Source organism: Oxalobacteraceae sp. CFBP 8761 (assembly GCA_014841595.1).
Lineage (GTDB): Bacteria > Pseudomonadota > Gammaproteobacteria > Burkholderiales > Burkholderiaceae_D > Telluria.
Genome location: JACYUE010000001.1, coordinates 1,174,077 through 1,186,555 on the forward strand (window position 1 = coordinate 1,174,077; position 12,479 = coordinate 1,186,555).

The following is a 12,479-nucleotide window of genomic DNA, read 5'->3' on the forward strand; positions in this document are numbered from 1 at the left end:
GCCGCCTTTTTTATTTCCCGTATCGCCCGCCGAATCCCTCTTTTCTGAGCACCATGTCCCCACTTCCGACTACCTTGCCCGACTGGCTCGCGCTGCTCGAATCGCGTCATGCCGAAACCCATATCGACATGGGCCTGGACCGCGTCCGCGCCGTCAAGGAACGCCTGCAGCTGGCGTTCTCGTGTCCCGTGATCATGGTGGCGGGCACCAATGGCAAGGGCTCGACCTGTGCAATGCTCGAGTCGGTGTTGCTGCAGTCCGGCTACCGCGTCGGCCTCTACATCAAGCCGCATTTTCTCGATTTCAACGAGCGCGCCCGCATCAATGGCGAGATGGCCTCCGATGATGTGTTGATCGCCGCCTTCAACGCCGTCGAAGCCGCGCGCGGGGAGATTGACCTCACGTACTTCGAGTTCACCACGCTGGCCATTGCGCACCTGCTGTCGACCAGCGAGATCGATGTCGCCATCCTCGAAGTCGGCCTGGGCGGGCGACTCGATGCCGTCAACGTGATCGATGCCGACGTGTCGATCGTCACCAGCATCGACATCGACCACACGGCCTATTTGGGCGACACACGCGAAAAAATCGGCTTCGAGAAAGCCGGCATCTTCCGCGCGGGAAAAACCGCCATCTGCAGCGACCCGGTGCCGCCCCAGTCGCTGATCGATCATGCGACCAGCATCGGCGCCGACCTGTGGCTGCTGGGCCGCGACTTCAACTACCAGGGTGACCAGCAGCAGTGGAGCTTCGCAGGCCGCACCGGCCGCCGCAATTCGCTGGCCTATCCGGCCCTGCGTGGCGCCAACCAGTTGCTCAATGCGTCCGCGGCACTGGCGGCCCTCGAGGCGCTGCGCATGACCTTGCCGTGCGGCGCCCAGGAAACCCGCGCCGGCCTCGCAATGGTCGAGCTGCCGGGCCGCTTCCAGGTGCTGGCCGGCCGGCCGACCCAGGTCCTGGACGTGGCCCACAATCCGCACGCCGCCGCGACGCTCGCGCAGAACCTCGGCAATATGGGCTTTCACCGCTTCACGTACGCGGTGTTCGGCATCATGGACGACAAGGACATCGACGCTGTGATCGCGCCGATGGCATCGGTGATCGATCACTGGTGCGTCACGCGCCTCGATTCTCCGCGCTCGGCCGACCCTGCGGCACTGGCCGACAAGATCGCTGAATTGAAGCCAGCGGGCGCGAAAGCGGGCGATTTTTCGGTCACCACCTTCGATTCGCCCGCCGACGCTTATGCGAATGCGCTGAGCCGGGTTGAGGAGAATGATAGAATTGTGGTCTTTGGTTCGTTCTACACGGTTGCCGGCGTGATGGCGGCCCGTAAATCCTCACTACACTGATACCTCAATCGCATGGGCTTGTTCTCGTTCGGCACTAAAAACAAGCAAGAAACTGTTCGCGACAGCGGTCACTTCGTCAAGGACGACGAGGCCGCTTACACCGAGCGCGCACGCTCCAAGCGTGCCAGCTCGGCCGGTGAGGGCGGTCGCCGCTCGAGCCGTGGCGATCCGATCCTGCCCGAGAAAAAACGCGCGCGCCGCCGCCTGGTCGGCGCCATTGCGCTGGTCCTGGCCGCCGTCGTGGCCCTGCCAATGCTGCTCGATTCCGAGCCCAAGCCGCTGGCCACCGACATCGCGATCCACATCCCCGACAAGGACAAGGCTGCGCCGCTGCCGGTGCCGTCCGAGCAGGTTGCGCCAACGGCCAGCGTCGACAGCGACGAAGAGATCATCGATCCAGTCCCGGCGCCACCGGCCGGCACGCGTACGCCGCCGGTCGCCGTGGCCGCAGCGCCAGTGGCCAGCGAGGTGCCGCCAATGCGCATGCTCGAGCCAGCCAAGCCGGCCGAGACCGCCAAGCCAGTCGAGACCGTCAAGCCAAAGCCTGAAGCCAAGCCAAAGGCCGAACCCGACGCCAAGCCGGTGACGAAGTCTGAACCCGTCAAGACCGAGAAAAAGCCTGAGCCCGAGAAAAAGCCGGTCAAGGTCGCCGAGAAAGCCGCCGAGTCGCATCCGAAAGCCGAGCACGTCACCAAGCCGGCCCGTCCGGACGACGCCGCCCGCGCCATCGCGATCCTCGAGGACAAGCCAGCCGCCAAGGCCGAGCCGAAGACGGTCAAGGCCGAAGGCCCGGCGCCGCGCTTCGTAGTGCAGGTTGCCGCGCTGGCCAGCCAGGAAAAAGTCACCGAGTTGCAAAGCCGCCTGCGCGCTGCCGGCGTTGCCTCGTTCACCCAGAAGTCTGGCGAACTGATCCGCGTGCGGGTCGGCCCGTTCAGCAAGGAAGAAGCAGAGAAAGTGCGCGCCAAACTGAGCGGCATCGGTCTGTCCGGCTCGATGGTGCCGCTCTGATCCTCGCTGCCGCGTGACGATCTTCGATTACCTGGTGCTGTTCGTGCTGATCGCGTCCGTCGTGATCAGCACGCTGCGCGGCCTGGTGAAGGAAATTCTGTCGCTGGTGGGCTGGATGGTCGCCTTCGTGGTGGCCAATGTCTACGGCGCCCAGCTCGCGCCCTTGCTGCCCGAGGTAATTCCGGGCGGGTCCGCGCGCCTAATGGCGGCCTTCATCGTACTGTTCCTGGGCGTACGAATCCTGATGGGCCTGCTGTCGATGGCGATCGGTGCGGTGGTTGCCGCCACCGGTCTGTCGCTGGCGGACCGGGGCCTTGGCGGCCTGTTCGGCCTGGCACGGGGCATTGTGATCGTGCTGGCCGGCGTCATATTGTGCGGGATGACGCAGATCCCGCAGCAGGCATTCTGGCGCGACGCGCTGTTGTCACCCATTGCCGAGACCGGCGCGCGCACCGTCAAACCATTCTTGCCCGCTGCCTTCGCGGAGCATATTAATTACTGAACCAGTAGCCGTAGTTTTCGCAGTTTTCTGTCATTTTGCACCCAAGCTTTTAGGAGCACCTCATGTGTGGCATCGTCGGCGTCGTTTCGCAGTCTCCCGTCAACCAGCTTCTGTACGATGCATTGCTGCTGCTGCAGCACCGCGGCCAGGACGCTGCGGGCATTGCGACCAATCACAGCAGCATGTTCTCGATGTTCAAGGCCAACGGCCTGGTACGTGACGTTTTCCGTACCCGGAACATGCGTTCGCTGCAGGGCAATACCGGAATCGGCCACTGCCGTTACCCGACCGCAGGTTCGTCAAGCGAAGAAGAGGCGCAACCGTTCTACGTCAACGCGCCGTTCGGCATCACGCTCGCGCACAACGGCAACCTGACCAACCAGGCCCAGCTCAGGGATGAGCTGTTCCGCAACGACCGCCGCCACATCAACACCGATTCCGATTCCGAGGTGCTGCTCAACGTGCTGGCCCACGAAATCCAGGAAGCGGCCGATGGCTTCTCGCTCGACGCCGACGCGATCTTCAAGGCGGTCGCTGTCGTGCACCGCCGCGTGCGTGGCGCCTACGCTGTCGTTGCGCAGATCGCCGGCCATGGCATGCTGGCATTCCGCGATCCGTTCGGCATCCGTCCGCTGTGCCTGGGCGTGAACGAAACCGAAAACGGCAACGAATACCTGGTGGCCAGCGAGTCGGTCGCCCTCGAAGGCCTGGGCTTCCGCTTCGTGCGCGACATCGCGCCGGGCGAAGCGGTCTTCATCACCAACGACGGCAAGCTGTCCGAGCGCCAGTGCGCCGAGAACCCGTCGCTGAACCCGTGCGCGTTCGAATTCGTCTACCTGGCCCGTCCGGACTCGGTGATCGACGGCGCCTCGGTCTACGCCACCCGCCTGCGCATGGGTGAATACCTGGCCGACAAGGTGCTCAGTGAAATCCCGGTCGAAGACATCGACGTCGTCATGCCGATTCCCGATTCGTCGCGTCCGGCTGCCATCCAGCTGGCGTTGAAACTCGGCGTGGAATACCGCGAAGGCTTCATCAAGAACCGCTACATCGGCCGCACCTTCATCATGCCGGGCCAGGGCATGCGCAAGAAGTCGGTACGCCAGAAGCTCAACGCCATCACTTCCGAGTTCAAGGACAAGAACGTGCTGCTGGTCGACGACTCGATCGTGCGCGGCACCACCAGCCGCGAGATCGTGCAGATGGCCCGTGAAGCCGGCGCGCGCAAGGTGTACTTCGCGTCGGCCGCGCCACCGGTGCTGTACCCGAACGTGTACGGCATCGACATGCCGACCCGCGACGAGCTGATCGCCTACGGCCGCACGACCGAGGAAGTCTGTCGCGAGATCACGGCCGACCGCGTGATCTACCAGGACATCGATGCCCTCAAGCGTTCGATTTCGGACGTCAATCCGGCACTGAAGAACTTCGAGGCGTCGTGCTTCGATGGCATCTACGTGACGGGCGACGTGACCCCGGAATACCTCGATCGCCAGGAAACCGCACGTCACAATCCTGCTGCCAAGGACGAAGACCAGGTCCGTACCCAGCTGAACCTGAACCCCGCTGTCGCCGCCGAGTAAGCATGAGCGAGAAAAAATCCTACGGCTTTACCACGACCATCCTGCATAACGACCGGCACAAGCCGATCGAGCATGGTTCGCTGCACAAGCCGATCCACACGTCGGTCGCGTTCGGCTACACGGATGCGCGTCAGCTGGCGTCCGTGTTCCAGGGCAAGGAGCCGGGCTTCCGTTATGGTCGCCAGGGCAATCCCACCATCAGCGCGCTCGAGGACAAGGTCAGCAAGATGGAAGATGGCGTCGCCACACTGTGCTTCGGCACCGGCATGGCGGCCATCGGCGCGCTGTTCCAGGCGCTGCTCAAGGCGGGCGACGCCATCGTCTCGTCGAGCTTCCTGTTCGGGAACACCAACAGCCTGTGGCAAACGGTGGCGGGGCAGGGCGTCGATGTCGCCTTTGTCGATGCGACCGACGTGGCGCAGGTCGAAGCAGCCTTGACGCCGAACACGCGCATGGTGTTCGTGGAGACGATCGCCAATCCGCGCACGCAAGTGGCGGACCTGGCCCGCATCGGCGAGTTGTGCCGTGAGCGGGGCATCCTGTACGTGGTCGACAACACGATGACGTCGCCCTGGCTGTTCCGCCCGAAAAGCGTGGGCGCCGGTCTCGTGGTCAATTCGCTGACCAAGTCGATTGGCGGCCACGGCATCGCGCTGGGCGGCGCGCTGACCGATACCGGTCTGTTCGACTGGAGCGCGTATCCGAACATCGCACCGAATTTCCGCAAGCAGCCGGCGCACGCCCAGGGCATGGCGCAGCTGCGTGCGAAAGCGCTGCGCGACTTCGGCGCGTCGCTCGGGCCGGAAGCGGCGCATCACATCGCCGTTGGCGCCGAGACACTGGCGCTGCGCATGACCCGCACCTGCGCCAATGCACTGGCGCTGGCCACGATGCTCGAGGCGGATGAGCGCGTGGCAAAGGTCCACTACCCGGGCCTGGCCTCGCATCCGCAGCACGGTATCGTCACGTCGCTGTTTCGCGCCGGGGGTTCGCTGCTCAGCTTCGAGCTGCACGAGTCCATCGATCCGTTCGATTACCTCAATCGCCTGCAGCTGGCGATTCCTGCGTCGAACCTGGGTGACAACCGCACGCTGGTCATCCCGGTGGCGCACACGATCTTCTTCGAGATGGGCGCCGAGCGCCGTGCCAGCATGGGCATTGCCGAGTCGCTGATCCGTGTGTCGGTGGGCATCGAGGACACTGACGACCTGGTCGAAGACTTCCGCCAGGCGCTGGATGCGTAAGTACGGCGTGCCGCGCGGCGTTACCGCGTGGCGTTACCGCGCGGCGTTACCGCGTGGCGTTACCGCGCGGCGTTACCGCGTGGCGTTACCGCGCGGCGTAAAGCCATGCAAAGAAGGCCGGCGCAATGCCGGCCTTGTCATTTTTACGGTTGAGTCCCGCTGTAAAAGGGGGCTATGATGCCCCATCGTCAGCTTGTCATTTTCTTCGGATGCCCATGAAACGTTTCCTGCTCTGCCTTTCTCTGACTATTGCCAGCGCCGCCTATGCGGGCGAGCTGGAAGACGCCAACGCGCTGTTCGAAAAGAAGGATTACGCGGGCGCGCTCAAGCTCTACACCAAGCTGGCCAACGCCGGCAATCCGCAGGCACAGCAGCAACTGGGCCAGATGTACTGGTATGGCGAAGCGGGCACCGTTGACGAGGCGGCGGCCAAGGCGTTGTTCGAGAAGTCGGCCGCCAAGGGCAACAAGGTCGCGGCCCAATCGCTGGTCGTCATGGAGCAGCGTGTCACGAAGCGCGCCGAAATCGATTACTGGATCAAGGGCTACGACGGCGCCGAGCTGCAGTCGGGCGAATACCGCTGCCCGTCGCCGCGCATTCCGGCCGTGTCGAAGGTGAATGACGAGATCGATCGCGTCAACAAGCTGGTGACCGGCTGGCAGGATTGCTACAACAAGATGGTGACGAACCTGAACGCGCAGTCGCCGCTGACCAAGAAGATCCCGGCTGATATTGCCAAGCTGATGAACAAGCAGGAAGCGGACGCCTCGGCAGCCTACCTGGAACAGGTGCGGCAGAATATCGCGGAAGGCGCGAAGGTCAATTCAAAGATGATCCTGGCGGATTTTGCAGCGTGGCGCAATGCCACCGAGGCATTCATCAACCAGCACAATGCCGTGGTGAAGAAGGCGTCGAACTAAGCAATGCCGGGTAGGGCAAGGCCGGGTAAAGCAAGCGCCGGCCGGGGAGACCGGCGCCGTTCCATCAGTTCCAGCTACGCATCAGGCCGACAGCCAGGCCTTCAAGCGCAAACTCTTCGTCCGGCGAGACGGCAATGATGTTGAAGTCGGGGTTCTCTGGCAGCAGTTCGACCAGGTCGCCTGTCTTGCGATAGCGCTTGACGGTGACTTCGTCGCCCAGGCGCGCGACCACGATCTGGCCGTTCTTGGCGCTGTCGATTTTCTTGACCGCCAAAAAGTCGCCATCCATGATGCCGGCATCGCGCATCGACCAGCCTTTGACCTTCAGTAGAAAATCGGGCCGCGCCGCGAACATGGCCGCGTCGACGTTGTAGGTGGCTTCAACGTGCTCTTGCGCCAGGATGGGATTGCCCGCTGCGACGCGCCCGACCAGCGGCAGCGACATGAACGACGGCGGCGGCATCGGGATCGCCTCGACGCTCGCGCCGATCAGGCGGATGCCGCGCGACGTGCCGGGCGAAATTTCGATGGCGCCCTTGCGCGCCAGTGCTTGCAGATGTTCTTCAGCCGCATTGGCCGAGCGGAAACCCAATTCAGAAGCGATTTCAGCCCGGGTCGGAGGGAAACCGGTGTTCTCGATCGCTTCCTTGATCAGGTTCAGGATCTGTTCTTGCCGTGCAGTGAGCTTTAGCATAAATGTGTTACAGCAACCGGTTATGTATGTAACCTGTATTTTTGTACAGTATTCTCGCGCGCGCAAGGGGAAACGCAAAAAATATCGCGAAAATCGCGATTCAGAGTGCAAACAGCCGTCAAAACCGTGGAATTGTCGAGTCAGATATGCCCGTTGCGGCGCCAAACGAGGCGATAACGCATCATCGGGGGTTTCCAAGTCACCGATATTCGGGTTATAATTGCCGGCTTTCCCTTCCCACACTCGTCTTGACGCCGAGGTGGGCATTTGTTAAACGTCCTCAAGGAGTAATGCATGCGTCATTATGAAATCGTGTTTATCGTCCATCCGGACCAGAGCGAACAAGTCCCGGCGATGATCGAGCGTTACAAGACCACGGTGACCAGCCGCGGCGGTAACATCCATCGCGTTGAAGACTGGGGCCGCCGCCAGATGGCATACCAGATCCAGAAGCTGCCAAAAGCACACTACATCTGCCTGAACATCGAATGCGACAACGAGACCCTGGTCGAGCTGGAAACTGCATTCAAGTTCAATGATGCGGTTCTGCGTCACCTGACCGTCAAGCTGAAAAAAGCTGAAACCGCACCGTCGCCGATGATGAAATCGGTGCAGCGCGAAGACGCAGCCAAGAGCCACCGTGCCGAAGCCGCTGCGCCAGCAGCCGCTCCAGCCGCTGCGCCAGCGCCTGCTGCTGCTTAAGTTTTTCCCAGTTATTCGTAGTAACCAGTAACACCGGGTGCATAACGCAAACCACCTCCAGCTCATGGCGACCATCGCTGAGCGCGACGTACTGCGTTACACCCCGGCCGGTGTGCCAATCGTTTCAGCCGTCCTGATGCACGAATCGCAGCAGGAAGAGGCCGGAGTCGAAAGGTCGGTCGCGTTCGAAGTCCCTGCGTTCGCCGCGGGGGAGATTTCGGGCAGGTTTGCCAGCGCCGAATTGGGCGCCAGCTACAGGTTCAACGGATTTCTTGCACGGAAAAATCGCAACAGCAAAGCCCTGGTGTTTCACATCATTGATTTCAGTGCCGCTTAACCCGGCAATTTAGATACAGGAGCCTCAAATGGCATTCGGTAAAAAGTTCGACAAAAACAAAGCGAAACTCAAAGAGAAGCGCAAACAGCAGAACCCGCTGTTCAAGCGCAAGAAATTCTGCCGCTTCACCGCCGCTGGCGTTGAGCAGGTGGACTACAAGGACGTCGACACCCTGAAGGACTTCGTCCAGGAAAACGGCAAGATCATGCCAGCACGTCTGACCGGCACCAAGGCGCACTACCAGCGTCAGGTCGACACCGCGATCAAGCGCGCACGCTACCTTGCGCTGCTGCCGTACACCGACCTGCACCACGGTTAATCGTCGGTCACGACAGTCAGACATCTGGAGATCACTATGCAAATCATTCTGTTGGAAAAAGTAGTCAACGTCGGCAACCTGGGCGACGTCGTCAAGGTCAAGGACGGTTACGCACGTAACTTCCTGATCCCACAAAAGATGGCCCGCCGCGCTACCGCCGGCGCCGTCGCCGAGTTCGAAGCCAAGCGCGCTGAACTGGAAAAAGCAGCAGCTGAAAAGCTGTCGGCTGCCCAGGCAGAAGGCGACAAGCTGAGCGGCATGACCGTCACCATCGGCCAGAAAGCCGGCGTTGATGGCCGTCTGTTCGGTTCGGTCACCAACTTCGACATCGCCGAAGCGCTGACCAAGCAAGGTTTCGCTGTCGAGAAGTCGCAAGTGCGCCTGCCGACCGGCCCGCTGAAAACCACCGGCGAATTCCCGGTTGCAGTCGCTCTGCACACCGACGTCGTGTCGGAAATCACCGTCGCCGTTGTGGGCGAAGCTGCCTAAGCACACGCCGTACATGTGCTGAGCACGCAGTTCTGAAAAAGCCGGGTTCGCCCGGCTTTTTTGCTTTTCGGCTTTCCAACCATGTCAGTCACAGGACTGGAAAAGGTATAATCCCGCCCATGAACGCAGCATCTCCAGATCCGCAACTCGACGCCCTGCGCATCCCCCCGCACTCCATCGAAGCCGAGCAGTCCGTCATTGGCGGCCTGCTGCGCGATAACGCCGCGTGGGACCGTATCGCCGACTTCATGAACGCGGAAGACTTCTACCGCTACGACCACCGCATCATCTTCGAACAGATGGTGCGCCTGATCAACGGCGGCAAACCAGCCGACGTCATCACCGTCTACGAAGCCTGCAACCAGCTCGGCAAGGCCGATGACGTGGGCGGCCTGCAATACCTGAATGCGATGGCGCAGAACACGCCGTCCGCCGCGAATATCCGGCGCTATGCCGAGATCGTGCGCGACCGCGGCATCCTGCGCAAGCTGATCACCGTGGCCGATGAAATCTCGGGCAATGCGTTCAATCCGCAGGGCAAGGAAGTCAAGCAGATGCTCGACGAAGCCGAGTCCAAGATCTTTGCCATCGCCGAGTCCGGCTCGCGCGGCCAGCAGGGCTGGAATCCGATCCAGCCGCTGCTGACGCAGGTCGTTGAGCGCATTGACGAACTCTACAGCCGCGAGAATCAGGGTGAGATCACCGGCGTGCCGACCGGCTTCATCGACCTCGACCGCATGACGTCGGGCCTGCAGCCGGGCGACCTCGTCATCGTCGCCGGCCGTCCGTCGATGGGCAAGACGGCGTTCTCGGTCAATATCGGCGAGAACGTCGCCATCGAAGCCGGTCTGCCAGTGGCGATCTTCTCGATGGAGATGGGCGGCACCCAGCTGGCGATGCGTATGCTGGGTTCGGTCGGTCAGCTCGACCAGCACCGCCTGCGTACGGGCCGCCTGAACGACGAGGATTGGCCGCGCCTGACGCACGCCATCCAGAAGATGAACGACGCCCAGCTGTACATCGACGAAACCCCGGCGCTGAACCCGATCGAGATGCGGGCACGCGCACGGCGCCTGGCACGCCAGTGCGGCAAGCTGGGCCTGATCATCGTCGACTACCTGCAGCTGATGCAGGGTAGCCAGCCGGGCGACAACCGCACGGCGGAAATCTCGGAAATTTCGCGCTCGCTCAAGGGCCTGGCCAAAGAGCTGCAGTGCCCGGTGGTGGCGCTGTCGCAGCTGAACCGCTCGCTGGAGCAACGGCCGAACAAACGCCCCGTGATGTCCGACTTGCGCGAATCCGGCGCAATCGAGCAGGATGCCGACGTCATCATCTTCCTGTACCGCGACGAGGTCTACAACCCCGATTCGCCCGACAAGGGCACGGCCGAGATCATCATCGGCAAGCAGCGTAACGGTCCGATTGGCGCGATCCGCCTGACCTGGATCGGCCAGTACACCAAGTTCGGCAATTACAGCGGCAACCTGTCTGTGTATCAGGGTGACTAAATAACCATTTGTAGTAACACCAAGGCGGCCATTGATGTTTTAATGGCCGCCTTTACGCGTGGCCGCATTTTCGGCGCGACCCCGTAATCCCAGAGAGTCAATACGGAGAATCTATGTTTGGACGTTTCATGCCCACCGAGGGCAAGTTTTTCGATCTTTTCAATCAGCACGCCGCATTGTGCGTTAAAAGGGGCGCAGGAAATGGTCAGCCTGATGACCAACTTCGACGACCTCGAAACGCGCACCCATGCGATCGAGACGATTGAAAAGCAGGCTGACAAGATCACCTATGCCACGGTCGACCTGCTGCACAAGAGCTTCATCACGCCGATCGACCGCGACGACATTCACAAGCTGATCACGCGCATGGACGACATCCTGGACATGATGGAAGACGCGGCCCAGACGATCTCGCTGTACGACCTGCAAGCCGTCACGCCGGAAGCCAAGCGCCTGGCCGAGCTGTGCCTGGCCTGCTGCCTGAAGGTGGAGGAAGCCGTCTCGCTGCTGCACAATATGGACAACGCTGCCAAGATCGTCGCGCTGTGCGAAGAGATCGACCGCCTGGAATCGGACGCCGACCACGTGATGCGCGCGGCCATGTCCAAGCTGTTCCGCGACGAGCCGGACGTGCGCAACCTGATCAAGATGAAGGCCATCTACGAGATTCTCGAGACGGTCACCGATCGCTGCGAAGACGTGGCCAACATCATCGAAGGCATCATCGTCGAAAACGCGTAAGCGTCGCAGACCTGCATAACCATGGATAATCTCAACATCAGCATCTACGTGCTGGGAATGCTCGTGCTCCTGGCACTGGTATTCGACTTCATGAACGGTTTTCACGATTCGGCAAACTCGATTGCCACCGTGGTCTCGACCGGGGTCCTGAAACCCCAGCACGCCGTCGCAATGGCGGCATTCTTCAACTTCATCGCGATCTTCGTGGTCAACATGAAGGTCGCCCAAACCATCGGCAAGGGCACGATCGACCCGCACGTGGTCGACCATTACGTGATCTTTGGCGCCCTGGTCGGGGCGATCTCGTGGAACGTCATCACCTGGTACTACGGCATTCCCTCGTCGTCGTCGCACGCGCTGATCGGCGGTCTGGTGGGCGCGGCTGTGGCCAAGGCGGGCACCGGCTCTCTGATCTCGGGTGGCCTGATCAAGACCGTGGCGTTCATCGTCGTCGCGCCGCTGCTGGGCTTCGCGCTCGGTTCGATCATCATGCTGATGGTGGCCTGGATCTTCGTGAAGTCGACGCCCCGAAAGGTCGACAATCTGTTCCGCAAGCTGCAGCTGGTGTCGGCGGCGGCCTATTCGCTGGGCCACGGTGGCAACGACGCGCAAAAGACGATGGGCATCATCTGGATGCTCCTGATCGCCGCCGGTTACACGAGCGCGACGGCCGAATATCCACCGGCCTGGGTGATCATCTCGTGCTACGCGGCGATTGCCTTCGGCACGCTGTTCGGCGGCTGGCGCATCGTCAAGACCATGGGCCAGAAGATCACCAAGCTCAAGCCGGTCGGCGGTTTCTGCGCCGAAACGGGCGGTGCGGTCACGCTGCTGCTATCGAGCGCATTCGGCATTCCGGTCTCGACGACGCACACGATCACCGGCGCCATCGTCGGCGTGGGCGCCGCGCGCAAGACTTCGGCCGTGCGCTGGGGCGTGGCGGGCAATATCGTGTGGGCGTGGATCTTCACGATTCCAGCGTCGGCCTTCATGGCGGCGGTGGCCTGGTGGATCGGCACCAAGATCATGTAATCGTGGCGTGATCATGATTGAAAACGGCGCCATTGGCGCCGTTTTCTT

Annotated in this window: 13 protein-coding genes and 1 pseudogene; 13 read left to right on the forward strand and 1 reads right to left on the reverse strand. The window is 61.9% G+C overall.

The features are described from left to right. Positions 1-53 precede the first annotated feature (53 nt). The 6 genes from folC (at position 54) to IFU00_05170 (ending at position 6,609) form a co-directional block, all read left to right on the forward strand. Entirely contained in the window at positions 54-1,352 is a 1,299-nt protein-coding gene (gene folC, locus IFU00_05145; protein ID MBD8541672.1) for a bifunctional tetrahydrofolate synthase/dihydrofolate synthase, read from the forward strand. 12 nt (positions 1,353-1,364) lie between these two features. Then, a complete protein-coding gene (locus IFU00_05150) occupies positions 1,365-2,360 on the forward strand; it encodes an SPOR domain-containing protein (GenBank protein MBD8541673.1) in 996 nt (331 codons plus the stop codon). Positions 2,361-2,373: 13 nt separating this feature from the next. Next, the gene (locus tag IFU00_05155) at positions 2,374-2,862 is read left to right on the forward strand and encodes a CvpA family protein (GenBank protein MBD8541674.1); all 489 of its coding nucleotides are present in this window, start codon (positions 2,374-2,376) and stop codon (positions 2,860-2,862) included. 62 nt (positions 2,863-2,924) lie between these two features. Further along, a complete protein-coding gene (purF, locus tag IFU00_05160) occupies positions 2,925-4,445 on the forward strand; it encodes an amidophosphoribosyltransferase (GenBank protein MBD8541675.1) in 1,521 nt (506 codons plus the stop codon). A 2-nt stretch (positions 4,446-4,447) separates the two neighbouring features. Next, positions 4,448-5,689 (forward strand): cystathionine gamma-synthase family protein, encoded by a 1,242-nt coding sequence (locus IFU00_05165; GenBank protein MBD8541676.1) that lies wholly within the window; start codon positions 4,448-4,450, stop codon positions 5,687-5,689. A 215-nt stretch (positions 5,690-5,904) separates the two neighbouring features. Further along, entirely contained in the window at positions 5,905-6,609 is a 705-nt protein-coding gene (locus IFU00_05170) for a sel1 repeat family protein (GenBank protein MBD8541677.1), read from the forward strand. A 64-nt stretch (positions 6,610-6,673) separates the two neighbouring features. Here IFU00_05170 and lexA read toward each other — a convergent pair whose 3' ends face one another. Then, positions 6,674-7,303, reverse strand: a complete 630-nt coding sequence (lexA, locus tag IFU00_05175; protein MBD8541678.1) for a transcriptional repressor LexA — start codon at positions 7,301-7,303, stop codon at positions 6,674-6,676. A gap of 294 nt (positions 7,304-7,597) precedes the next feature. Here lexA and rpsF point away from each other — a divergent pair, with 294 nt between their 5' ends. The 7 genes and pseudogenes from rpsF (at position 7,598) to IFU00_05210 (ending at position 12,431) form a co-directional block, all read left to right on the forward strand. Beyond that, entirely contained in the window at positions 7,598-8,005 is a 408-nt protein-coding gene (gene rpsF, locus IFU00_05180; GenBank protein ID MBD8541679.1) for a 30S ribosomal protein S6, read from the forward strand. Positions 8,006-8,069: 64 nt separating this feature from the next. After that, positions 8,070-8,342 (forward strand): primosomal replication protein N, encoded by a 273-nt coding sequence (gene priB / locus IFU00_05185; GenBank protein MBD8541680.1) that lies wholly within the window; start codon positions 8,070-8,072, stop codon positions 8,340-8,342. 28 nt (positions 8,343-8,370) lie between these two features. Then, entirely contained in the window at positions 8,371-8,661 is a 291-nt protein-coding gene (locus tag IFU00_05190; protein MBD8541681.1) for a 30S ribosomal protein S18, read from the forward strand. Between the two features lie 36 nt (positions 8,662-8,697). Continuing rightward, positions 8,698-9,150 (forward strand): 50S ribosomal protein L9, encoded by a 453-nt coding sequence (locus IFU00_05195; protein ID MBD8541682.1) that lies wholly within the window; start codon positions 8,698-8,700, stop codon positions 9,148-9,150. Positions 9,151-9,269: 119 nt separating this feature from the next. Then, positions 9,270-10,658: a replicative DNA helicase gene (locus tag IFU00_05200; GenBank protein MBD8541683.1), complete on the forward strand. Its 1,389-nt coding sequence runs from the start codon at positions 9,270-9,272 to the stop codon at positions 10,656-10,658. Between the two features lie 113 nt (positions 10,659-10,771). Beyond that, positions 10,772-11,399, forward strand: a pseudogene (locus IFU00_05205) (DUF47 domain-containing protein). Between the two features lie 21 nt (positions 11,400-11,420). After that, on the forward strand, positions 11,421-12,431 hold the full coding sequence (locus IFU00_05210; protein MBD8541684.1) for an inorganic phosphate transporter: 1,011 nt from the start codon (positions 11,421-11,423) through the stop codon (positions 12,429-12,431). Positions 12,432-12,479 lie beyond the last annotated feature (48 nt).